General features: G+C 59.5%; 23 protein-coding genes. 14 read left to right on the top strand and 9 right to left on the bottom strand.

What is annotated here, in order from left to right; translation table 11 throughout:
- Position 1 precedes the first annotated feature (1 nt).
- The 7 genes from P4G45_RS07390 to recN all read right to left on the bottom strand — a co-directional run bounded on the left by P4G45_RS07390 (position 2) and on the right by recN (position 8518).
- Complete coding sequence (locus P4G45_RS07390) at positions 2-682, bottom strand: phosphorylase (protein ID WP_348269030.1); 681 nt, start codon at positions 680-682, stop codon at positions 2-4.
- Positions 679-1686 carry a hopanoid-associated sugar epimerase gene (gene hpnA / locus P4G45_RS07385; protein WP_348269029.1) on the bottom strand — a complete coding sequence of 336 codons (1008 nt, stop codon included), beginning with the start codon at positions 1684-1686 and terminating at the stop codon, positions 679-681. Before hpnA ends, P4G45_RS07390 begins: the two co-directional genes overlap by 4 nt.
- A 51-nt stretch (positions 1687-1737) precedes the next feature.
- Positions 1738-2184: a hypothetical protein gene (locus tag P4G45_RS07380; RefSeq protein WP_348269028.1), complete on the bottom strand. Its 447-nt coding sequence runs from the start codon at positions 2182-2184 to the stop codon at positions 1738-1740.
- 2 nt (positions 2185-2186) lie between these two features.
- Positions 2187-3329, bottom strand: coding sequence for an adenosyl-hopene transferase HpnH (gene hpnH, locus P4G45_RS07375; RefSeq protein WP_348269027.1), 1143 nt, complete (start codon positions 3327-3329; stop codon positions 2187-2189).
- Positions 3330-3356: 27 nt separating this feature from the next.
- Complete coding sequence (shc, locus tag P4G45_RS07370) at positions 3357-5381, bottom strand: squalene--hopene cyclase (RefSeq protein WP_348269026.1); 2025 nt, start codon at positions 5379-5381, stop codon at positions 3357-3359.
- A 32-nt stretch (positions 5382-5413) separates the two neighbouring features.
- Positions 5414-6424, bottom strand: coding sequence for a 4-hydroxy-3-methylbut-2-enyl diphosphate reductase (locus P4G45_RS07365; RefSeq protein WP_348269025.1), 1011 nt, complete (start codon positions 6422-6424; stop codon positions 5414-5416).
- A gap of 399 nt (positions 6425-6823) precedes the next feature.
- A complete protein-coding gene (recN, locus tag P4G45_RS07360; RefSeq protein ID WP_348269024.1) occupies positions 6824-8518 on the bottom strand; it encodes a DNA repair protein RecN in 1695 nt (564 codons plus the stop codon).
- A gap of 142 nt (positions 8519-8660) precedes the next feature.
- Here recN and P4G45_RS07355 point away from each other — a divergent pair, with 142 nt between their 5' ends.
- From P4G45_RS07355 to P4G45_RS07320, 8 genes are all read left to right on the top strand, one after another.
- Positions 8661-9434, top strand: a complete 774-nt coding sequence (locus tag P4G45_RS07355; RefSeq protein WP_348269023.1) for a MotA/TolQ/ExbB proton channel family protein — start codon at positions 8661-8663, stop codon at positions 9432-9434.
- Between the two features lie 2 nt (positions 9435-9436).
- Positions 9437-9850: a biopolymer transporter ExbD gene (locus P4G45_RS07350; RefSeq protein WP_348269022.1), complete on the top strand. Its 414-nt coding sequence runs from the start codon at positions 9437-9439 to the stop codon at positions 9848-9850.
- A complete protein-coding gene (locus P4G45_RS07345) occupies positions 9789-10667 on the top strand; it encodes an energy transducer TonB (protein ID WP_348269021.1) in 879 nt (292 codons plus the stop codon). Before P4G45_RS07350 ends, P4G45_RS07345 begins: the two co-directional genes overlap by 62 nt.
- Positions 10668-10816: 149 nt before the next feature.
- Entirely contained in the window at positions 10817-12127 is a 1311-nt protein-coding gene (gene tolB, locus P4G45_RS07340; RefSeq protein ID WP_373694190.1) for a Tol-Pal system beta propeller repeat protein TolB, read from the top strand.
- Positions 12128-12208: 81 nt separating this feature from the next.
- Entirely contained in the window at positions 12209-12976 is a 768-nt protein-coding gene (gene pal / locus P4G45_RS07335; RefSeq protein WP_348269231.1) for a peptidoglycan-associated lipoprotein Pal, read from the top strand.
- Positions 12977-13060: 84 nt separating this feature from the next.
- Complete coding sequence (locus tag P4G45_RS07330) at positions 13061-14053, top strand: tetratricopeptide repeat protein (RefSeq protein ID WP_348269019.1); 993 nt, start codon at positions 13061-13063, stop codon at positions 14051-14053.
- 89 nt (positions 14054-14142) lie between these two features.
- On the top strand, positions 14143-14934 hold the full coding sequence (locus tag P4G45_RS07325; protein WP_348269230.1) for a glucose 1-dehydrogenase: 792 nt from the start codon (positions 14143-14145) through the stop codon (positions 14932-14934).
- A gap of 59 nt (positions 14935-14993) precedes the next feature.
- The gene (locus tag P4G45_RS07320; RefSeq protein ID WP_348269018.1) at positions 14994-15209 is read left to right on the top strand and encodes a hypothetical protein; all 216 of its coding nucleotides are present in this window, start codon (positions 14994-14996) and stop codon (positions 15207-15209) included.
- Positions 15210-15252: 43 nt separating this feature from the next.
- On the opposite strand, the gene P4G45_RS07315 is transcribed toward P4G45_RS07320, so the two are convergent.
- On the bottom strand, positions 15253-16341 hold the full coding sequence (locus P4G45_RS07315; protein WP_348269017.1) for a Gfo/Idh/MocA family oxidoreductase: 1089 nt from the start codon (positions 16339-16341) through the stop codon (positions 15253-15255).
- Between the two features lie 112 nt (positions 16342-16453).
- Between P4G45_RS07315 and P4G45_RS07310 the strand changes: the two genes are divergently transcribed.
- The 4 genes from P4G45_RS07310 (at position 16454) to P4G45_RS07295 (ending at position 19967) form a co-directional block, all read left to right on the top strand.
- Entirely contained in the window at positions 16454-17212 is a 759-nt protein-coding gene (locus P4G45_RS07310) for a hypothetical protein (protein WP_348269016.1), read from the top strand.
- Between the two features lie 13 nt (positions 17213-17225).
- A complete protein-coding gene (locus tag P4G45_RS07305; protein WP_348269015.1) occupies positions 17226-18017 on the top strand; it encodes an SDR family oxidoreductase in 792 nt (263 codons plus the stop codon).
- Between the two features lie 38 nt (positions 18018-18055).
- Positions 18056-19063, top strand: coding sequence for a 3-dehydro-L-gulonate 2-dehydrogenase (yiaK, locus tag P4G45_RS07300; protein WP_348269014.1), 1008 nt, complete (start codon positions 18056-18058; stop codon positions 19061-19063).
- Between the two features lie 154 nt (positions 19064-19217).
- Complete coding sequence (locus P4G45_RS07295; RefSeq protein WP_348269013.1) at positions 19218-19967, top strand: class II aldolase/adducin family protein; 750 nt, start codon at positions 19218-19220, stop codon at positions 19965-19967.
- A gap of 98 nt (positions 19968-20065) precedes the next feature.
- On the opposite strand, the gene P4G45_RS07290 is transcribed toward P4G45_RS07295, so the two are convergent.
- Positions 20066-20425 (bottom strand): Rieske 2Fe-2S domain-containing protein, encoded by a 360-nt coding sequence (locus P4G45_RS07290; RefSeq protein ID WP_348269012.1) that lies wholly within the window; start codon positions 20423-20425, stop codon positions 20066-20068.
- Between the two features lie 65 nt (positions 20426-20490).
- Here P4G45_RS07290 and P4G45_RS07285 point away from each other — a divergent pair, with 65 nt between their 5' ends.
- Together P4G45_RS07285 and P4G45_RS07280 are read left to right on the top strand one after the other, a co-directional pair.
- The gene (locus P4G45_RS07285; RefSeq protein WP_348269011.1) at positions 20491-21423 is read left to right on the top strand and encodes a serine aminopeptidase domain-containing protein; all 933 of its coding nucleotides are present in this window, start codon (positions 20491-20493) and stop codon (positions 21421-21423) included.
- A gap of 46 nt (positions 21424-21469) precedes the next feature.
- Positions 21470-21868 (top strand): DoxX family protein, encoded by a 399-nt coding sequence (locus tag P4G45_RS07280; RefSeq protein ID WP_348269010.1) that lies wholly within the window; start codon positions 21470-21472, stop codon positions 21866-21868.
- Positions 21869-21947: the final 79 nt, after the last annotated feature.

Raw genomic sequence — 21947 nt, 5'->3', positions numbered from 1 at the left:
CTTATCCTTGCTGGCGATACCAGTGTAGTTGGGACTCGAGTTCACTCGTAAGTGATTGCACCGCGCGTTTGCTGTTGCCGGCAAGCGCGAGCAGCTTTGGCCACAGATGCGGCCGAACGGCTGAGTGCGCAGCAAAGGCAGCTTCGCGAAACTGTCCATCGGCTGTGGCAAATTGCGCTAGCTCCTGCATCTCAAATGACGCCTCGTCGGAGATGGATTTGACGGCGCGGAACGAGAGTCTGTGTGCCTGAGCCAGACGCGCTATTGTTGCGGCTTCCATATCGACAGCGCTCGCTTTGTAAGATTCGTAGAGGCGCTGCTTCTCCATGACGCCTGCAATCACAGAGGTGGTAATCAACGTCTCGCGAAACGACGGGTCAGAGAAGCGCTCGCCGGTGCGCGCATCAATCACAATTCCAGCGCGAACAATATCTCCGACCCTCAACATTGGATCGCAAGCACCAGCAAGACCAACCGACAAAAGCGCGGTTACAGGTTTCAACGACAAAGCCACCTGCACGGCAAGCGCCGCACGCTCAGGCCCCATCCCCGCACATGCGACGACCGCGAACTCGTTCGTGTACGCGACGATCTTGCCTGGCAGTCGATGCTCCTGCCATCCGCGAACCAGTTGCTTTACCTCGCGAGGCAACGCAGCAATGATGGCCGGGCATACTTTCATTGGTGTTTATCGAGCGCGGGCGCATAGCCATGCGCAATGAACCAGTCGATTGCGGAACGCATCGCATGATAGACAGGAAGAACCTTGAAGCCGAGTTCGCGCTCAGCCTTCGCCGAGGAGGCGAACATCGTCTTCTTTCCCATACGAACAGCTTCCACCGTGGCTCGCGGCTCTTTGCCGAGGAGTCTTCCAGTGAAGTTCTCATCGAAAAAGGCAAACGCCATTGCAACTGCGTGAGGCACCTTCATCGTGGGCGAAGGCAGCCCCGTGATCGAAGACATCCGGTCAAGGATCTGTTTCAGCGTCAAATTCTCGCCGCCAAGAATGTAACGCTCCCCCGGTGTTCCCTTCTCCAGCGCGACAACGTGCATGCGCGCGACTTCGGCGACATCTACGAGATTCAGCCCGGTGTCAACATAGGCTGGAAACTTTTTATTGAGGAAGTCCACGATAATCCTGCCCGTTGGCGTGGGTTTGGCGTCGCCGGGGCCAATCGGCGTCGTCGGGTTCAGGATCATCACATGCTGCCCTGCCTGTGCTGCACGGATCGCCTCCTGCTCGCCTAGAAACTTCGACCGCTTGTACGTGCCGATCATGTCCGCGAGGGAGACCGGAGTGTCTTCATTCACGATGGAGCCATCCCTCTTGAAACCCATCGTTGCAACGCTTGAAGTGTAGACCACGCGCTGGACGCCCACCTCTCGCGCAATCCTCAGAAGTTCGCGTGTGCCATCGACATTGGCCGCATACATCTGCGCCGGGTCGCGCACCCACAGGCGGTAGTCCGCCGCGACATGCACAAGCGCGTCACACCCCTCAAGCGCAGATCGCAGCTTCTCCGGCTCGCGCAGATCCCCAACAACCGTGTCCGCATCAATTCCCGACAGCGAGTCGAGGCGGCTGGTCTGCCGCGTCAGCAGGCGAAGACTTGCACCCTCAGTCGCGTACGCCCGAGCCACATGGCCGCCGACGAAGCCCGTCGCCCCAGTAATGAATACGCGCACGTCCCGCTCTTTTCCCTAGTAACGAATGCAGATTGGCGAATGAAAAGTAGACTAATCCAGCTTCTCGGGCTCGATCTGAATATTCTGCTCGCCGGCGGCCTTCTTCTCCCAGTACTTCTTTACCCAGGCATCGAATGTCTTCCCTGCCGCGGTGTCTCGCCCCGTAAAAGCAAGCGCGGCAATCTCGGCGTAGGCAATGTTCACCTTCTCCCGGCCGGTCGATGGAATCACGCGAACAAACGAGTCGTTCAACGAACTTCCAGACCTTCGGTCAAAAAGATAACCTTCGATCTTGGAGCCATCCTTGCGAGTAATGGTGACATCGCCGCGATAATCAAACGCCTTCTCCAGCGCTTCACGAACCTCGGCGTCCGTGGCCAGCTCGGGCACCCATCCTTCGAGTACTTCCCGTTCCCGTCCGGCAGCTACTTCAATCTCGTCAGGGTTCTCGTGCGCCAACTGCGCCAGTTTTGCTGATTCCTGTATCTCAGTTGCCATCGTTAGTCTCCGGAGACTCCCTGAAGTTCGCTCGTCTTTTCGGCGGCGCTAGTTGGCGACGCGATCTGGACCAGCGGGCCGCTGTGCGCAGGCTTCCATTCGTTCAGCAGCTTCATCGCGCCTTCGTCCTCATATTTGTTGAAGAAGATAGCCTTCGCCGTCTGCAGCAGTCCCTTGATCGAACCGAAGGTGTAATTCACGCCACTGGCTTCGTAGCCGGAGTGCACCATGCAGTTCGCGCACTGCGGATTGCCGCTCTCGGTGCCGTAGTTCGACCATTGCACCGTCTCCACCAGTTCCTTGAAGGAGTCCGCATAACCATCCTGGAGGAGATAGCAAGGCTTCTGCCAGCCGAAGATGCTGAACGTCGGCATACCCCATGGAGTGCAGGTCAAGTCCTTCTTTCCCATCAAAAATTCCATGAAGATTGGAGAAGCATTGAAGCGCCAGGTCTTCTTACGGTTAGACAGGATCGACCGGAAGAGCTTCTTCGACCGCGCCCGTCCCAGAAAGTGCTTCTGGTCAGGGGCCTTGTCGTAGGTATAGCCGGGAGAGACCATCATGCTCTCAACGCCAACCGTCATCAACTCATCGAAGTGTGCTCGAACACTGTTCGGATCGGCACCGTCGAACAAGGTCGTATTTGTGGTCACGCGGAAACCTGCTGCCACTGCGGCGCGAACGCCCTCCATCGCGATGTCGTAACCGCCCTCGCGGCAGACAGAAAAGTCGTGGTGCTCGCGCTGTCCGTCCACGTGAACAGAGAACGAAAGATACTTGCTGGGCTTGAAGAGATGCAGCTTCTCCTTAAGCAGCAGCGCGTTCGTGCACATGTAGACGTACTTCTTCCGCGCAACCAGACCGGCGACAATCTCCGGCATCTGCGGATGGAGCAGAGGCTCTCCGCCAGGAATGGCAACCATCGGGGTTCCGCACTCTTCCACCGCGTTGAAGCAATCTTCCGGCGAAAGCTCGGCCTTGAGAATGTGGGCCGGGTACTGGATTTTTCCGCAGCCCGCGCACGCGAGGTTGCAGCGGAACAATGGCTCCAGCATCAGCACGAGAGGATACTTCTTCCTGCCCTTCAGCTTCTGCTTCAAAACGTAAGTTGCAACTGTCCAAGCCTGCGAAACTGGTACTGCCATCAGTTTTTCCTCCGATGAATCTTTCGGCTACTTTGCCGCTTCATTCCCCATGGCACGGTAATAAGTCGTCAGCGCCAACAAGGGGAAGTACTGCTTGTAAAGGTGATATCCAAGATAAAAAACTCGCGGAAAGCCTGTGCCGGTGTAATAACTCTCGCCGTTCCGTCCCGGCACCAGTTCGCTCCAGCTTCCATCCTCATGCTGCTGTTCTGCCAGCCAGCGGATGCCTTTTGCCACTGAATCCGAGCGAGTGTCTCCCGCAGCCAGCAAACCAAGTAGCGCCCAGGCTGTCTGCGACGGTGTACTTGGCCCGATGCCGCGTTGATTCGGGTCGTCATACGTGCCGCAGGTCTCGCCCCAGCCGCCGTCGGCATTCTGCACCATGCGAATCCATTCCGCCGCCTGCTGGATGGCGGGCTCATGGTTCCAGAAGCCCATCGCCTCCAGCCCGCGCAGCACAAGAAACGTGCCATAGAGATAGTTGACGCCCCAGCGACCGAACCAGCTTCCATCAGACTCCTGTTCCTTCAGGATGAACTGCACGGCCTTCTCGACTCGCGGATCCTTTCGCGTATAGCCATACTGCGCCAGCATCTCCAGCATCCGTCCCGTAATATCAACGGTCGGCGGATCGAGCATGGCGTTATGGTCGGCAAACGGGATGTACTCAAAGATGCTCTTGGTGTTGTCCTTATCGAACGCAGCCCAGCCGCCGTTCTTGCACTGCATCGCCCAAATCCAGTTCAGTGCCCGTTGACACACCTCGTACAGGTGACGCTCGCGAGGATAATCGACGAAATTAAGGGCGAGCAGAACCTGCCCGGTATCATCGATATCCGGATAAAACTCGTTGTTGAACTCGAAGTACCATCCGCCAGGTTCAACATTCTTGACCTTTTCCGCCCAATCCCCCTTCTGGCGAACTTCCTTGGACAAGATCCAGTCCGCAGCCTTCAACATCCGCGGATCGTCCTTGGCGATGCCAGCGTCGCCCAGTGCATACATCGCCTGCGCTGTGTCCCACACTGGGGGCAGGCATGGTTGCATCCGGAAGGTCGGCGTCGGATATTCGGGCGTACCCTCAGGGCAGTCAATACCAAGCTTTTCAAACTCATCCATCGCCCGGATCATCTGCGGATCATCGACCGAGTAGTTCAGGCAGCGGAGTGCCACGATGGAGTTCAGCATCGCCGGATAGATCGCACCCAACCCATCTGATTTCTCAAACCGCTCCAGCATCCATTTCTCGGCCTTCTTGATCGCCATCTTCCGCAGCGGCCGGATATGGACGCGCTCGAACCAGTGAACCATGCGGTCCGTGAGAAGGAAGAAGTTCCGCCAACTAACCGGACGCTTCCCGTCCCAGCGCAGATGCAGGTTCGAGTTCTGGCGCCCGCCTACAAACAACTCATCAATTCCCTGCTCAGGCTGGATCTTCTTGAACGGCTTTTTCGCATAAATGATCGACAGCGGCACGAGAATTCCGCGCGACCACGATGAGATCTCATAAATATTGAAGTAAAACCAGTTCGGAAAAAGCACGATCTCCGGCGGAATCGCCGGCACCGCGTCATAGTCGTATTGCCCCAGCGCGCACAGGTAGATCTTTGTAAAAGTGTTGCACTCCACTACGCCGCCATGGGCAAGCACCCACTCCCGCGCCTTTACCAGCACCGGATGGTCCTTCGACCATCCCATCAGCTTCAGCGCAAGGTAAGCCTTTACGCCGTAGCTGATGTTCGACGGGCCACCGGGATAGAGACTCCAACCGCCATCATCGTTCTGGTGACGCAGAATTTCATTGAGTGCCCGTTCCATCTTGCCCGGATCGCCGGTCCCCAGCAGCGTATGCATGAAGATGTAATCGGACTCGAGCATACTGTCCGCTTCCAACTCACCGCACCAGTATCCCTCGGGGTCCTGCTGGTCCAGCAGCCATTCTTTTGCGCGGGCAATGCCGTCCGCCACATATTCCAGGCCGAGGTCCATCCTGCCAAAACGGGGCTGCGCCGTCTGGCCTACGGTCTTCGGATTAATGGAAGATGTACTCATGGATAACAAACCCTCTGACGGATCATTCCCGCTCAGCGGGAAGCCTGCGGCGCCGACGCTATCGCTTGGACGATCTCAGGGGGTAAACCGAAGCGTACATTCTCCGGCATCACTTCCACCTCATCGACCGAACCATATCCTTTGGCCTGTAAATATTCCACGACATCTTTCACCAAAACTTCAGGAGCAGAAGCCCCCGCTGTCACTGCCACCGTATTCGCTCCATCGAGCCACTCCAGCTGAATGTCCTCAGCCTTGTCGATCAGGTAGGAATTCGTCCCCAGATTCTGAGAGACTTCCACCAGCCGGTTCGAGTTGGAGCTGTTACGAGAGCCCACTACCAGCACGACATCCGCGCCGTGAGCAACATTCTTTACCGCCGTCTGACGATTCTCCGTCGCATAGCAAATATCCTGCGCGTGCGGTCCAACGATATTCGGGAACTTCTTCTTGAGCGCCTCGATCATGTAGCGAGCTTCATCGAGCGAGAGGGTCGTCTGCGTCAGGTAGGCGACCTTATCAGGGTCCGGCACCACCAGCGCCTCAACCTCTTCTACCGTCGAGACCACCTGGGTAACAGTTGGAGCTTCGCCCTGCGTACCCTCAACCTCTTCGTGATCGCGATGCCCCACCAGCACCAGCGAGTATCCCTGCTTGGCAAACTTGATCGCTTCAACATGCACCTTGGTCACAAGCGGGCAAGTTGCATCCACAACCTTCAGCCCCCGCTCCTTGGCATGTTCGCGGACAGCCGGGGAAACACCGTGGGCGGAGTAAATAACCCGCGCTCCTTCGGGAACCTCATCCAGTTCGTTAACGAAGATCGCGCCCTTTTTAGCCAGGTCGGTAACGACGTAGCTGTTATGCACAATCTCTTTGCGAACATAGATCGGCGCGCCAAACGTCTCCAGCGCAATCTGAACGACATCAATCGCCCGCACAACCCCGGCGCAGAAGCCACGAGGCTTGAGGAGGAGAATTCGCTTATTGTTTAAAGTGCTGCCCTGATCGGTCACAGCATGGTCGAGTGTGGTTGTAGTCACGCCTCCCAGTATACCGTGTTCAGGCGATATTTGGGGCGAAGTTGAACCATCCTCGGTGCATGCAGGGGTTCCGGAGAACCATAGCGGCGAAATCAAGGGAATGCCTCCAAACGAGCACAAATCCTCCTCGAACCTGCTCCAACTGGAGAGCTTCAGATGGATCCGCTATAACTTTTCGCCCTTACATCCAGGATGCCCACACTCGCACTTCAAAGTCTGAATACCTTTGGCATCCTCACAATAAGTGGAGCAATACTTCTTGCCTTCAGCCGGAACACAGGTACACCCTTCCATCGCGCACTTTTTCACATCTGTAGCCATCGGTAGATCCTCCGGGAACTGATTTGTTGACTTGCCTACTTCTTGGGATGCCAACAGCGTAGGTGAAGATGTGCGCCTTTACCTGCTGCTTTGCAGAAGATGTTCAGCATGTTTCAAGCTTGTCTCGGTCAGCTTCGCCCCGCTGAGCATCCGGGCGATCTCCTGCGTGCGCTCCGTATCTTCCATGCGCCGGACGTCAGTCTGCGTCCGGCCCCGCTTCTCCGTCTTTTCGATCAGGAAATGCTGATCGCCGAACGCAGCGATCTGAGGAAGATGGGTGATGCACAACACCTGCTGCCCTTTCGAAAGCGTCTTCAGCTTTTGCCCGACAGCCTCTGCGGCCCTTCCGCCGATACCTATATCGATCTCATCGAATACCAGAGTCCTCGGCAGCGGCGTCTTCTTCCTCCGCCCCGCTCCACCCGAAGCCGCTTCTTCCACCGTCACCTTCAACGCCAGCATCACCCGCGACATCTCGCCGCCCGAAGCGATCTCGTGCAGAGGCTTCAGCGGCTCACCTGCATTGGTCGCGATCAGGCACTCCACCTTGTCCCACCCGTGTGCACTCCATCCGCCCGACTCCTGCTCCATCGTCACCTGAATCTTGAAACGCGTGCTCATCGCAAGATCGTTGATCTGAGCCTCAGCGAGCTTCTCCAGCTTCTTCGCGGCCTCGGTCCTGCTGGCCGTAAGCTGCGTCGCCGCGGCCCGATAGGCCGTAGCATCCTGTACCTCTTTTGCCATCAGTTCCAGCAGCAGAGCATCCCTGTTCTCCACTTCGGACAACTGCCGAGCCGACTCCGCGCCAAACGCAATCACCTCCGCCAGAGTCTGACCATACTTGCGCTTCAGCCGATCCAACGCCGCAAGCCGATCTTCAATCTCCTCCAGCCGTCCCGGCGCAGCGTGGATGTTGTCGGCAAAATCGCGCACACCCGCGTCGACATCTTCCACTGCCGCCTTCGCCGCGGCCAACTGCTGTACAGGTTCCTGAAACCGCGCATCGTACCGCGCCAGCTCTTCCAGATGCTTCAACGCCGCGCCCAGCGTCGTCTCCGCCGAATTCTCCGACTCGTAGAGCAGCTCATGCGCACCCATCGCCGCTGTGTAAAGTTTTTCGGCATTGCCCAAGACGCGCTTCTCGGCCTCCAGTTGGATGTCCTCATCCTCCGTCGCCAGCCCCGCCTGCTCAATCTCCCTGCTCTGAAAGCGCCACAGATCAGCCATCCGCAGACGATCCTGCTCCGCCGATTGCAACTCATCGAGCTTGTCCGTCGTAGCCCGCCATACCGCGAACGCCTCAGCCACGGCATCCGTCGATATGCCGCCAAATCGATCCAGCAAGATTCTCTGTTGTGCCTGATCGAACGACCCCAGCGTCTCTCCCTGCGAGTGCACCAGCGCAAGCTCCGGCGCAAGCTGCCTTAACACCCCGACAGTCGCAGGCTGATTATTGACGAACACCCGTCCCTTGCCGTTCGCCGCGATCTCCCGCCGCAGCAGAATATGATCGGCCTCGGCGTCGATCCCGTTCGCCTCAAGGATGGCCATCGCACCCGGTGTCATCTCGAAGACGCAGCCCACCACGGCTTTGTCCGACCCATGCCGAACGACATCTGCAGAGGCCTTGCCGCCCAGCAGCAGCGCCAGTGCATCAATTAAGATCGATTTACCCGCTCCGGTCTCGCCCGTGAGCAGGTTGAGCCCCAGACCGAAGTTAGCGACCGCACGGTCGATCACAGCATAGTTTTCCGCGCGCAATTCCAGCAGCATGTAGGCCTCAGACGGATGACGTATCGCGAGGATAGCAAACCTGATGCCGAAGCATCTATCACTGCCCTCAGGCATCACCGCAGATGCCCACCTCCATTTCTTCGCATCCTCGATTTACACTAATAACTGGTGATCAATAACTATGCTCTGGAACTTTGCCCTTGCTCTCCTCCAGGAAGACGTCTCTAACCCCGCTCCCGTAGCAGCCAACAGCAGCGCGCTGATAGAGATGGTTCACAACAGCGGCCCCGTTGCCTTCACGGTGCTGGTCATCCTGCTCATCGCCAGCATCTTCTCCTGGGCCATCATGCTCTCCAAGTGGTCGAGCTTTCGCCGCGCCCAGATGCAGGGCCAGCGCTTCGTCCGCGCCTTTCGCAAATCCACCCGGCTAAGCGAGATCGCCTCGGTCGCCGAACAGTTCAAGCCCAGCCCGCTGGTCCCCGTCTTCATCGAGATTCACGACGAGTATCAGCGCCAGAACGGAGGACGCGGCCTCCCGCGCAACCCTGTCGCCCTCGAGCGCGCCGCGCAGACCGCCTCCAGCGAAGCCCTCACCGCCATGGAACGCCGCATGACCTGGCTCGCCACCATCGCCGCCATCGCTCCCTTCATCGGACTCTTCGGCACAGTCATGGGCATCATCGACGCCTTCCACGGCCTCGGCACTGCTGGCGCTGCCACCCTGCGCGCCGTCGCCCCTGGTATCTCCGAAGCACTCATCACAACTGCCGCCGGCCTGGTCGTCGCCATTCCTGCCGTCGTCGGTTACAACCAGCTCACCGCGCGCCTGCGCGAGTTCGCCTCGCGCATGGACGACTTCGGCCGTGAGCTTCTTAACGCCATCGAAAATGCTGCGCTACTCACCCCGCCTGCGCAGCCGCAGCAACCCGAAGAGCCGCGCCGGAGGTCCTTCTAGCAATGGCCTTCTCCGCCAAAGGTCGCACGCAGACAGCGCTCGCCGAGATCAACATCACACCTCTCGTCGACGTTGTTCTCGTCCTGCTCCTCATCTTCATGCTGACCGCGCCCGTGCTTCAGTCCGGGGTCATCGTCGCCATCCCCAAGACGCGCTCGGTCAATCAGCTCACCGAAGAGCGCATGGTCGTGACCATCGATAAAGATCAAAATGTCTTTCTGCAGGACAAGCCCGTCAACGTCAATGATCTGCCTAACCTGCTGCGAACGGTTGGCTCTGCTCCCACTGCAAAGCGCGTCATCTACCTGCGCGCCGATGAGCGTGTGCCCTTCGGTGCCTTCGCCTCTGTGATGGATGCGGTCAAGCAGGCCGGCATCACCGACATCAGCATCGTCACCCAGCCGATCACAAAATGAGTCAAGTGAGGACCGGGTCATAGCCACACAGCTCCAATACAGTCGCGACGAAAGCACCGATGACAAGCTCGGCGGCAACATCGTCGGCTCGCTCGTTCTGCACGCGCTCGTTGTCGCGGCCATTCTCGGCTGGGCGTATATCTTTCGCGCACACACTCCGCCATGGGGCGAGAATGCGTCCAACGCCGGAGCCATTCAGGCCACCATGGTCGCCTCCATTCCGCTTCCTCCCAAGCAGCGCGAACTCGATACCGGAGTACTCACCTCGGAGACGCCGAGCCCCGCTCCCGTCGTCGCCAAGGAGAAGACCGAGCCGCCGCCCAAACCGACAGACATCCCCATCCCCACCAAGGCCGTGAAGCCGCCAAAGGTCGCGCCGAAAGAGACGCCACAGCCACCGAAGCACGTTCAACCCGTGCCGCCTCAGCCGAAGAAAGCCACAACCGGCGATACCGGCGGCGTTCGCATTCCAGAAGCGACCATGCAGCTCAAGAACGGCTCTGCCAGCGTCAGCATGCAGGATCGCGCCTTTGGTGCCCGATTCGCCTACTACGTCAACATCGTCAACCGCACCGTCGCGCAGAACTGGTATACGCAAGAGGCGGACCCCGTCGCCTCCAACGGCAAGAGCGTCACCATTGTCTTCGACATCGACCGCGAGGGCACACCCTCCAACGCCCGCATCGAGACCCGCAGCGGCTCTCCCAGCCTCGATACTTCCGCCCTCCGCGCCCTGCAGCGTGTCAACGGCTTCGGCCCGCTGCCTCAGGGCGATCACATCACCGTGGAGTACACATTTAATTACCGAAGGCAATAATCTGATTTTTTATTACCGCAGACAATAGCGTGAATTATCTTTTTCAACCTCTCATCGTCCATTAATTGCGTCTACCATAGGAGAGAATGTTTAGCCCAGTTCGCACACCCACTCACTCCCCCGCGCGGCTGCCCTTCTGGCTGGCAGTCATGTCCCTCCTTCTAATCAGCGGCCCGATGCTCCATGCGCAGGACTGGTTCAAGACCTCGACCTCCAGCGGAGCCGCCAGCATTCGCATCGCAGTGGCAGATTTCAAGCCGCTCTCCAGCGATCCGCAGACCGTCCCGTTCAAGCACACCTTCGACACGACGCTCTACAACGATCTCGCCAACGCCGGCATCTTCGACGTCGTCTCAAAGAGCCTCCAGCCGCAGGCCACTCCTGGCGCACCTGCGGAGATCAGCCTCGCCCAGTGGTCCGCCGCTCCCTCTTCCGCGGCAATGGTCGCCTTCGGTGGCTTCAGCGTTCAGGGTGGCAGAATCGTCTGTAACGGCTTTCTCTTCGATGCCAAGAACACGCAGTACCCTCAGGTGCTCGCCAAGCAGTACAACGAAGCCGCATCAGAAGATTCCGCACGCCAGGTGGCCCATCGTTTCGCCGACGAGATCATCTTCCGCCTCGGCGGCGGCACTCCCGGCATTGCCGAAACCAAGATCTACTACGTCAAGATGGGGGGCGGCAACAAAGAGATCTGGGCGATGGACTACGACGGAGCCAACCAGCATCCCGTCACCCATCTCGGCACCATCTCCATCTCGCCGCGCATCGCGCCCGACAACTCTCGCCTCGCGTTTTCTTCGCTCGGCAAACACGGCTTCCAGATTCGCATGTACTCGCTTCTGCTCAATCGCATGGTCAGCTTTCCCGAAGCAGGCGGGACCAATCTTTCGCCCGCATGGTCGCCCAACGGAAAAGATATTGCCTACTCTTCCTCCCGTACCGGCGATCCCGAGATATGGATTGCGGATTCCAACGGTGGTCTGAGCCGCCGCATCACCAGCTTCCGCGGCCCCGATGTCTCGCCCGTCTATAACCCGAAGACCGGAGCGCAGATTGCCTGGGTCAGCGGCCGCACTGGTCTGCCGCAGATCTACATTATGGACGCCGATGGCTCCGCCGTGCAGCGCATGACCGACGGTGGCTACGCGTCATCGCCCTCATGGTCGCCCAACGGCCAGTTCCTCGCCTTCGCCTGGAACCGCAAGTACGGCCCCGGCGCTCCCGGCGGTCAGGACATCTACGTGATGGAGATCGCCACCAAGCGTTGGATTCAACTCACCCATGACCAGGGTCCGTGCGACTTCCCCTCGTGGTCGCCCGATGGCAGACACATCGTCTACGCCAGCACCGCCAACGGCAGGACGGGTCAGAACAAGATCTGGACCATGCTCGCCGACGGAACCCAGAAGCATGAACTCACGGGAGCCGGTGCTGACATGCCAAACTGGAGCTGGAAATAATTTTTTTCGTCCAAACTGCGAAATAGTCTTCGCAGTCAACTTGATTGTTTTGAGATACTGCTGCTGAGCAGGGGAGAAATGATGAACGTAACGCGAACCAAACTACACCGGGCCATTGTGCTGGCCGCTACCGTAATCGCAATGGGAGCCGTCACCGGTTGCCACAAAAAACACAGCGGTATCAATCCGAACAGTCTCGGACCCGCGCCCGCTGAGACCGGAGCAGCACCCACGGCCACCATCACTGCCGATCCCACGGCAATCGACGTTGGCCAGTCCGTCGTCCTCAACTGGCGTACGGAGAATGCCACCACCGTCACCATCGACGGCATCGGCCCGGTGAACGCCAACGGTACCCAGACCGTATCCCCCTCGACCTCGACCAACTTCCATCTCACCGCGAAGGGCGACGGCGGCACCGCCGAAGCCAACGTCCGCGTCACAGTCCGTGTCCCCGAAGCGCCCACCGCTCCCAGCAATGAGGCTGGCGACATGGGCAGCGACGAGGTCTTCCATCAGAACGTCAAGGACGTCTTCTTCGACTACGACAGCTACGATCTCCGCCCCGATGCGCAATCCTCGGTTGCGCAGGCCGCCAGCTACCTCACCGCGCATCCCGCCATCAAGGTTGTCATCGGTGGTTACTGCGATGACCGTGGATCGGCCGAGTACAACCTCGCGCTCGGCGAGAATCGCGCCAACTCAGCCCGCACCGCGCTGGTCAATGCAGGAGTCGCCGCAAGTCGTCTCCGCGTCATCAGCTACGGCAAAGAGAAGCAGTTCTGCACGGAAGAGAATGAAAGCTGCTGGCAGCAGAACCGCCGCGCCCAGTTCTCTCTCGACCGCTAGTCCAGCGTAGTTTCCACTCACCTCAGCCCTCGTGCATTCCCTGCACGGGGGCTGACAGCATCCCCAGAAAGCCGAGCGTCGCCCATGGCCAACGAACCAAATAAGCTCCCCTTCGCCAGCAAATCGATCCGTCTCGCCTCGGTCGCTCTTCTCGGCACCGTGATGATCTTCACCCCGACCGCCTTTGCCGCGAATCGGGACATGATCCAGCTCCAGACCCAGGTTCAGCAGTTACAGGATGCTGTCGCCCGCCTCCAGCAGACTAACGACGAGCGCATGGGCGTCATGAAGGACCTGATTCAACAGAGCGCTGACGCCGTCAACAAGATGTCGTCCAACATGGATGACCTGAAGAAGCAGATGCTGGAGCAGCAGACCGCGCAAGGCAACAAAGTCGACCAGGTCTCGGGCCAGATTCAGTCTATGAACGACTCCATCGACGAGGTCAAGGCACGCATCGGCAATCTCGAAAAGCTGCTCCAGAACATTCAGAACCAGCAGCAATCGATGAGCGCGGCGATGCAACCCGCGCCTGCCGGCGGCACAGGTCAGCCTGATAACTCCACCCCCGCCTCGAACGCGCCCGCAGAAGGCGCTCCCCTGCCCGCGCCAACGACCGATGCCGGAGGCAAGCCCCTCGCCGGAACGCCACTCCCGCCATCCAACGCCGGCCCCGCAGCACCACCCGCGGACGAGCTCTACAAGACCGCTCTCGGCGACTACATGGCCGCCAAGTATTCGCTCGCCGCCTCCGAATTCGGAGACGTCACCAAGAACTATCCTGACAATCCCTTATCAGGAAATGCCTTCTACTATCAGGGAGAGATCGACTACCGTGCCGGGCGCTACGCTGAAGCGATCAAGAACTACGACAAGGTCATCGAGCAATATCCCGCCAGCAACAAGGTCCCCGTCTCGCGCCTGCACAAGGGCAACGCGCTCATCGCTTCCAAGCAAAACGCGGCCGGTGTCCGCGAACTTCGCTCGCTCATCCAGCGCTTCCCTAACTCCCCGGAAGCAATGCAGGCGCGCAGCAAACTCAGCGGCATGGGCGTCGCTGTAAATCCACGCCGCTAGCCTCAAAGAAATTTCCGAAAACCTCCAGAGCAATTCAAGTGCCCCTTGAGTTGCTCTACTTCGTTAAGGGACGATACATTGGCCTAACGATGTCAAATCCTTCAAGCGCACTCGACCTCTTTCGCCTCGACAATAAAGTGGCCCTCATCACCGGAGCCGCCAGCGGACTCGGCGCAGCCATCGCCACCGCCCTCTCGCAAGCAGGAGCCACCGTGGCTGTCCACGGCAACCGCCGTCCTGCCGACGACACCGCTGCTGCCATCACCGCAGCCGGAGGCCGTGCCGAGGCCTTTCAAGCCGATCTCTCCAGCACCACCGGAGCCGAGACTCTCTTCCATCAGGTCAAGCAGAAATTAGGCCGCGTCGACATCCTCGTCAACAACGCCGGCACCATCCACCGCGCCGCCGCCGAAGACACCTTGCTCGAAGATTGGCAGCAGGTCCTGCAAGTTAACCTCACCAGCGTCTTCCAGCTCTCGCAACTCGCCGCTCGCGACATGATCTCGCGCAGCGCTCCCGGTCAGACCGTAGGAAAAATAATCAACATCGCCTCCCTGCTCAGCTTCCAGGGAGGCATTCGCGTCCCTGCCTACGCTGCCAGTAAAGGAGGAGTGGCGCAACTTACCAAGGCACTCGCCAACGAGTGGGCGCCCAAAGGAATTCAAGTCAACGCCATCGCCCCCGGCTACTTCGCCACCACCAACACCGAGGCCCTACAAGCCGACGAGACCCGCAACCGCCAGATCCTCGAACGCATTCCAGCCGCCCGCTGGGGACAGCCGCAGGACCTTGCCGGAGCCGCTCTCTTCCTCAGTTCCCACGCCAGCGATTACGTCACCGGAACCGTCATCACTGTGGATGGTGGCTGGATGGGCCGATAAGCGCACGCCGGAAAACTCTCACTCACCCTTGGCATCCAATCTCTCAGGAGATCACCACCATGGGCGAAACGAATTCGAATACTTACCAGATGCACCAACGAGCTGCAGAAGCTCATCTTCAGGCAGTCCACGCCCATAACGCAGCCGCCGCGTCCCACAACAAGGAAGATCATCTGAGCGCTCACGAACTCTCGCGCCAGGCCCATGAGCACTCTGCCAAAGCCTTTGAGGCTTCCCAGAAACTGTCTTCTCAAGACAAATCAGAAAAGGAATAACCTGAACCCTTTCGCGCGCTACCATCGCGCGAAAGGATCGTTCTCAACTTCCAGTCTCAAGCTCCGGCAGTTCCACACCGCCCCGCTCACTCGATCGATACGCCGCTTCCACTGTCCGCATCGTATCGATCGCATCCTCCACGCTCGTCGGCAACGTCGCCGCTTCCCCCTGCACGTAGGCTTGCAACGAACCCATCGATCCCATAAACGCATCGGGAAACCAGTTCCCGCTCACTGGGCCCTCGCTCCATCCAGCATCTCCGCGAACAATGTACTCAAGATGGTCCGGCAGTCCCACGGGATAGTTCAGATTGACGCCCATTCGCGCCCGCATCGCACCCTCCATGCCCTCCCACTGGACAAAGCTCCGCTGCATCTTCGCATCGAAATCATGGCTATGGTTCGCTGCAAGAAAGACCCGCTTATCATCCCCATAATCAAACGTAATCACACTCTTCGTCGCCGCGAGTTTCGGCGTCCGCGGACTCTTCACGGTCTTCGCGTAAACTCCCAGCGGGTTCCCGAACCAGCTCCGCACCAGATCGACATAGTGGATCGAGTGATAAAGAATCTCCAGCCTCGGAGCCGTATTCAGAAAGCTCCAAAGCTCCCACGGCATATGGCAGCTCACCGAAACTTCCATGTCATGCAGCTCGCCCAATGCACCCGAGTCATAGAGCGCCCGCGCCGCCAGCATATTCGGAGCCCAGCGCAATTGAAAGTTCACCGCAGCCGTCAACCCCTTGCTCCGGCAGATCTTCAGAATTTCCGTTGCCTCCACCAGCGTCTCGCCCATCGGCTTCTGCAACAGCACCGCAGCTCCATCCGGCAACTGCGGCAACACCGACCGCTGTGCCGGAGCCGGGACAGCGCAATCAAACACCGCATCCTTCGGCGCATAAGCCACTGCCTCGGCTATAGTCGCCGCCACAAAAGGAATCTCGAACGTCCGCGCCAGCGCCTCCGCCTTTTCACGGTCCCTGTCCACTACCGCGACAACAAAAAATCCAGCCTTCCTGTAGGCCGGAAGATGAGCGTCGTGGGCAATTCCTCCTGCTCCCACCAGCACAATCGGCCGCGCCACCTTCGGCTTCGGAGCCACTGCCTCTCGCATCGCCTTCTCGAAATCCATTCCCCCTCCATTCACTAAAGCAAAAGTAATTCTATGGTTAACGAGCATCCTTCGCTCAACGTTCGATCTCACTCTTGCAACCCGCGCCTCCACACCGTACCTTGGAACCTGCATGTCGTCCACGCTCGAGCTCGCACTCGTCTCCTGCCTTCTTCTCGGCCTGCGCCACGGCTTCGACTACGATCACCTCGCCGCTATCTCTGACATCACCAGCGTTCAGCGCAGCTGGCGGGAAGGCATGAAGCTCGGCCTGCTCTACGCACTCGGCCACGCCCTCACCGTCGCCATCCTCGGCTCCGCCGTTATCTTTATTCACCTCTCCCTGCCGCGCCATCTCGATGCCATCAGCGAAAGATTCGTAGGCGCCACGCTCATCATCCTGGCCATCTACGTCCTCGTTACCTTCCTTCGCCGCAAGCCCGGCACCGGACATCATCACCACATTCCTCGCAGCCGCATCGCCCTGCTCATCTCCGGAGCGCGCTACACCGGCTGGCAGGTCCGCCGCCGCTTCAATCCAGCCATTCCCCAACCCGAACCCTTCGCCTTCCAGTACAACCAGAGCTCCGTCTTCGTCGTCGGCATCATCCACGGCCTCGGCGCCGAGACTCCATCCCAGCTCCTTCTCTTCCTGCTCGCGGCCAACCTCGGCGGCACCAGCCGCGGCTTCATCGGCCTGCTCAGCTTCATCACTGGCCTGTTGATGATGAACACTCTGATGACCGCCTCCGCATCGGGCATCTTCGCCGGCACGACTCATCGCCCCCGCGTCCAGACCATCGTCACCTCGCTCACCGCAGCCTACAGCTTCATCATCGGAGCCATCTTCCTGCTTGGAGTCTCCGACAAGCTTCCCCCGCTCGTCCGCTAACCACATAAAACCTATGAGCACACCGCCGATCTACACACCGACGATCTACGCCACCTACCCCAGCCTCGCCAATCAGGTCGTCCTCGTCACCGGCGGAGCCTCAGGCATCGGAGCCGCCACCGTCGAAGAGTTCGCCCTGCAGGGCGCTCGCGTAGCCTTCCTCGACCTCGCCGACAAGGCCGCCCTCGCATTGATCGATGACCTCAGCCAACGCTGCCAGCACCCGCCTATCTACCACCACTGCGACCTCACCGACATCGACGGACTGCAATCCACAATAGCCGCCATCACCGAGCAGCTAGGCACTCCGCGCGTCCTCATCAACAATGCCGCCAACGACGACCGCCACCGTTTCGAAGATGTAACCGCCGCCTCCTGGGACGCGGGCATGGCCGCCAACCTTCGTCACCAGTTCTTTGCCGCACAGGCCGTCGCACCCGGCATGAAGGCCGCTGGCGGCGGCTCCATCATCAACATGAGCTCGATCTCCTGGATGATCCCCACACCGCACCTCTCCGTTTACGTCACTGCCAAGGCGGCCATCGTCGGCATGACCCGCTCCATGGCCAAAGACCTCGGCCTTGCCAATATCCGCGTCAACGCTGTGCTCCCCGGCGCAGTCCTCACCGAAAAACAGCAACGCCTCTACATGTCCGCCGATTACGAACAAAAACTATTCGAAGTCCAGTTCCTGAAACGTCACATCCTGCCAGTAGAAGTCTCCCGCCTCCTCCTCTTCCTCGCCGCAGACGATAGCTCCGCCATCACCAGCCAGAACTACATCATCGACGCTGGCTGGATGTAATCCGCAGCACAATCCATACCACTCGGTAAACTATCTCCATGCTCAGAGTTCCATACGCCGATCTCTACTCCGCCCTTCAAAAAGCCATGCAGCAACTCGGTCTTCAGGGGGATCGCGCCGACCTATGCGCCCGCCTCTTCGCCGAAACCACACGCGACGGCGTCTACACCCACGGTCTCAACCGCTTCCCTCGTTTCGCCGCCATGGTCCGTAATGGCAGCGTCGACGTCACCGCCGAGCCCGAGCGTATCGCCGCCTTCGGCAGCATCGAGCGCTGGGACGGCCACCGCGGCCCCGGCAATCTCAACGCCTACGCAGCCATGCAGCGCACCATCGCTCTCGCTAAAGAAAACGGCATCGGCGCCGTCGCCCTCGCCAACACCAATCACTGGATGCGTGGCGGAAGCTACGGCTGGCTCGCCGCCGAGCACGGCCTCTTCTCCCTCTGCTGGAGCAACACCCTCCCCAATCTCCCCGCCTGGGGGACCGCCGCGCCCACGGTCGGCAACAATCCGCTCGTCATCGCTGTTCCGCGCCCGAAAGGCCATGTCGTTTTGGATATGGCCATGTCGCAGTTTTCCTACGGAACCCTCGCCGCCTACAGCAAACGCAACGCTCCCCTCCCCGTCCCCGGCGGCTACGACACGGACGGTAACCTTACCACCGATGCCGCAGCCATCGAAGAATCGCAGCGCGCCCTCCCCATCGGCTACTGGAAAGGCTCCAGCCTCGCGCTCGTCCTCGACATGATTGCCGCCATGCTCGCCGGAGGCCTCGCCACTCATCAGCTCCCCCTCGATCCCACACTCGAAGCCGGTCAGTCTCAGCTCTTCCTCGCCATCAACCCCACGCGCCTCGGCACCCCCGACGAATTAGACCGGATCGTCGAAGACATCATCACCAATCTCCACGACACCACGCCTCTCGACCCCGCAAAACCCCTCCGATACCCCGGCGAGCAAACCCTCCACCTACGCGAAGAGAACCTGCGCCTGGGCGTTCCCGTGGAACCCGAACTATGGCAGCAGATCAATACTGCGCAATAACAGCTCCCAATGCCTCAACAGCACCGTGGGATATTACAAAGTTGCGTGAAAGCTTATCGCTGGTCGTATATTTATGGTCTCCGACCGGATCGGCCGGGTGTGAGGATTTTTAGACAAGCAAGGATAGATCGGCCAGGGAGAGCCTCATAGCGCGATGACCCAATATCTAACCGAAGAGCCCATTCCTTTTCACGTCGCCAGTGCAGGCCCCATCTCAGACCCGGAGGCGGTGGTCAGCCCCCTGGAAGCAGATCTCCGCAGCCAACTCGTCCGCATCGGCAAAGCGATGCATCGCGTCGGCTACACTCCGGCGACCGCAGGCAATCTCTCCGTACGCCTCGATCATCAGCGCATCCTGGCGACGCCGACGGGGTGCAGCAAATCCCTACTGCAAGCCTCAGACATGGTCATCGTCGATCTTGACGGCCACAAGCTCTCTGGCCTGCGTAAAGTCACCAGTGAGATCGGCATGCACCTCGCCGTTTATCGCATGCGTCCCGACGTGCAGGCCATCGTTCACGCGCATCCTCCCATTGCAACTGCGTTTGCCGCATGCCGTAAGCCGCTCGACCAACCCATCTGCTCCGAAATTATGATGACGACAGGCCTCGTCCCGCTGGCCGATTATGCAACCACCGGTACCGACGAAGTAAGCGCCAGCCTCCAGCCTTTCCTGCTCCACCACGACGCCATCCTGCTCGCGAACCATGGCCTGCTGACCTACGGCGAAACCCTTCTCGACGCCTTCATGAAGACAGAAACCGTCGAGCACTTCGCCCAGGTCAGCCTGGCTGCGCATCAACTAGGGGGTGGCGTCCCCTTGGAAGAAGCCGATCTCGAAAAGCTGCGCCACGCCCGAACGCGCTACAAACGAAACGCAGCCAACGAACCCTGCAATCTGTAAAAGCCGGGGTTTCCATTCACCCCCAAATGTCCGGCTGCTCCATCCATCGCAGACTCATCGCGAAGGATGGGAGCATAGACGCGAATGATGGGTGCACATTACCCCAAAGAGGTTTTAGCCTCAGGCTCTACTTCTTCCAGCGGCTCAGGCTCAAGATTCACCAGCACATCTTCTCCCTCAACCCTCACCGCAAAAACATCCACCCGTTCATGCACCGGATACTCGGATAACCCCGTCTTCAAATTGAACGTCCACGAGTGCCACGGACAGACCACCGCCTCACCCTCCAGCCACCCCTGTCCCAGCGGCCCCTGCCGGTGCGGACAAACATTATCCAGCGCCGACAACTTGCCATTCACATTTGCCAGACAAATCCCCACGCCGTCGACCTCAGCCTCCATCACCTTCCCCGCCGCCGGAGCCTCACCCAACCCGCACAACCTGACCCACTGCGCCACGTTCAAAACCCTCCAACCTTCATCCTAAATGCCCCACGAATGCTAGAGTTCATACAGAACCCTTCATGCCCCGCCCCATAGCAAAACCGCCCAAACGCCGCCCACAGCCAGCACCCACACCCGAAACAGTCGATCCCATCTGGCTCATCAAGGCCATCGCCGCCACCATAGCAGTGGCTATGGTCTGCGGTTATCTCGCACTCTGCCTCCTCTTCTATCAAGGACAATGGCAGCTCGTCCTGCATCCCACTCGGACCTCCGCCGCGGCCGCCTCCATTGACGGCACACCGTACCAGCTCCTTCACTTCGGCCCCGACGACTCCGCCATCCCCCAACTCACCGGCTGGTGGATCCCCGCTCAGCCCACCGCCAACGCCCGTTATGCCGACATCACCATCCTCTTTCTCCCTCCCGGTGACGGCTCCCTCAGCAACTCCATCCCTACCCTGTCAGCCCTTCACACCCTCGGTCTCAACATCTTCGCGTTCGACTACCGCGGCTATGGCCAAAGCGCCAACACCCACCCCAACCAGCAAAAGATGACCCACGACGTCGATTCCGCCTGGCAATACCTCACCGACTCAAGAGCCATCGCCGCCAATCACATCATTCCGTACGGCGTCGGAGCCGGAGCCTCCCTCGCAGCCAATCTCGCCGCCGCGCATCCGGCCATCCCAGCCCTCATCCTCGATTCCCCACACACCGATCTGCTCGCCACCGCCCGCCGCGACCCACGCTCCGGCCTCATTCCCACCGGCCTTCTCTTCCACGAAAACTTCCCCCTGGCCTCACCCCTCAAAACCCTGCACACACCCAAGCTCCTTCTCTTCACGATCCAATCGCCAGCAGCCTACACCACCGCAGCCGAGCCCAGAACCATCGCCAGATTCAGCACTCTCAGCGATCCCCTCTACACTCAATCGATCGCCAGCTTCCTCGACCAATACATAGCTCAATCCGCAAAACCCGTACCTCCTGGTACATCGGGCCCCAAATAGCCTAGCCACCGCAACGCCGCCGCGCTATCCTCAGAGAGAAATCCTTATGATCAAATTCCTGAACAGCCTCCAACCCTTGGGAGCTCTCCTCCTGCGCCTCGCCCTCGGCTCCGCCATGATCTTTCACGGATACCAAAAGGTCTCGACTCACGCTGCGCTGCATCACTTCGTCCACTACGTCGTCACCCTTGGACTTCCCTACTGGCTCGGCTACGTCTCGGCCTTCACGGAGTTTGTCGGCGGCATTCTGGTCGTCCTCGGCCTCTTCGCTCGCCTTGCCTCCGGCTTCATCGCCATCAATATGCTCGTTGCACTCGTCACCGTAGGCATCCATCAAGGCTTCGGCAACTACAACTACATCGCAGAACTCGCCGCCATCGCTTTCATGCTCTGCTTCTACGGCGCCGGAGCCCTCGCTCTCGACCACAAACTGGGCCTCTCCTGAACTTTCACGCTTAAGGAGTGAAGGCCCCCGATACTGTGGGGGCCTTACGTTTACGGTAGGTAGTTGCCTTGCGGATAAG

The organism is Edaphobacter paludis, assembly GCF_039993895.1.
Taxonomy (GTDB): domain Bacteria; phylum Acidobacteriota; class Terriglobia; order Terriglobales; family Acidobacteriaceae; genus Edaphobacter; species Edaphobacter paludis.
Note: the sequence above shows the minus strand (reverse complement) of the source record. Positions and strands in the feature narration are given on the sequence as shown.

What these genes read in the sequence shown, in the direction of transcription:
- P4G45_RS07315 (WP_348269017.1), bottom strand. Translation starts at nt 16,341, where the DNA reads ATGGATTTCGAGAAGGCGATGCGAGAGGCAGTGGCTCCGAAGCCGAAG.
- P4G45_RS07330 (WP_348269019.1), top strand. Translation starts at nt 13,061, where the DNA reads ATGGCCAACGAACCAAATAAGCTCCCCTTCGCCAGCAAATCGATCCGT.
- P4G45_RS07320 (WP_348269018.1), top strand. Translation starts at nt 14,994, where the DNA reads ATGGGCGAAACGAATTCGAATACTTACCAGATGCACCAACGAGCTGCA.
- P4G45_RS07380 (WP_348269028.1), bottom strand. Translation starts at nt 2,184, where the DNA reads ATGGCAACTGAGATACAGGAATCAGCAAAACTGGCGCAGTTGGCGCAC.
- P4G45_RS07310 (WP_348269016.1), top strand. Translation starts at nt 16,454, where the DNA reads ATGTCGTCCACGCTCGAGCTCGCACTCGTCTCCTGCCTTCTTCTCGGC.
- P4G45_RS07350 (WP_348269022.1), top strand. Translation starts at nt 9,437, where the DNA reads ATGGCCTTCTCCGCCAAAGGTCGCACGCAGACAGCGCTCGCCGAGATC.
- P4G45_RS07280 (WP_348269010.1), top strand. Translation starts at nt 21,470, where the DNA reads ATGATCAAATTCCTGAACAGCCTCCAACCCTTGGGAGCTCTCCTCCTG.
- shc (WP_348269026.1), bottom strand. Translation starts at nt 5,381, where the DNA reads ATGAGTACATCTTCCATTAATCCGAAGACCGTAGGCCAGACGGCGCAG.
- P4G45_RS07305 (WP_348269015.1), top strand. Translation starts at nt 17,226, where the DNA reads ATGAGCACACCGCCGATCTACACACCGACGATCTACGCCACCTACCCC.
- yiaK (WP_348269014.1), top strand. Translation starts at nt 18,056, where the DNA reads ATGCTCAGAGTTCCATACGCCGATCTCTACTCCGCCCTTCAAAAAGCC.
- pal (WP_348269231.1), top strand. Translation starts at nt 12,209, where the DNA reads ATGAACGTAACGCGAACCAAACTACACCGGGCCATTGTGCTGGCCGCT.
- P4G45_RS07295 (WP_348269013.1), top strand. Translation starts at nt 19,218, where the DNA reads ATGACCCAATATCTAACCGAAGAGCCCATTCCTTTTCACGTCGCCAGT.
- P4G45_RS07285 (WP_348269011.1), top strand. Translation starts at nt 20,491, where the DNA reads ATGCCCCGCCCCATAGCAAAACCGCCCAAACGCCGCCCACAGCCAGCA.
- recN (WP_348269024.1), bottom strand. Translation starts at nt 8,518, where the DNA reads ATGCTGCTGGAATTGCGCGCGGAAAACTATGCTGTGATCGACCGTGCG.
- P4G45_RS07355 (WP_348269023.1), top strand. Translation starts at nt 8,661, where the DNA reads ATGCTCTGGAACTTTGCCCTTGCTCTCCTCCAGGAAGACGTCTCTAAC.
- P4G45_RS07390 (WP_348269030.1), bottom strand. Translation starts at nt 682, where the DNA reads ATGAAAGTATGCCCGGCCATCATTGCTGCGTTGCCTCGCGAGGTAAAG.
- P4G45_RS07345 (WP_348269021.1), top strand. Translation starts at nt 9,789, where the DNA reads ATGCGGTCAAGCAGGCCGGCATCACCGACATCAGCATCGTCACCCAGC.
- hpnH (WP_348269027.1), bottom strand. Translation starts at nt 3,329, where the DNA reads ATGGCAGTACCAGTTTCGCAGGCTTGGACAGTTGCAACTTACGTTTTG.
- tolB (WP_373694190.1), top strand. Translation starts at nt 10,817, where the DNA reads ATGTCCCTCCTTCTAATCAGCGGCCCGATGCTCCATGCGCAGGACTGG.
- P4G45_RS07325 (WP_348269230.1), top strand. Translation starts at nt 14,143, where the DNA reads ATGTCAAATCCTTCAAGCGCACTCGACCTCTTTCGCCTCGACAATAAA.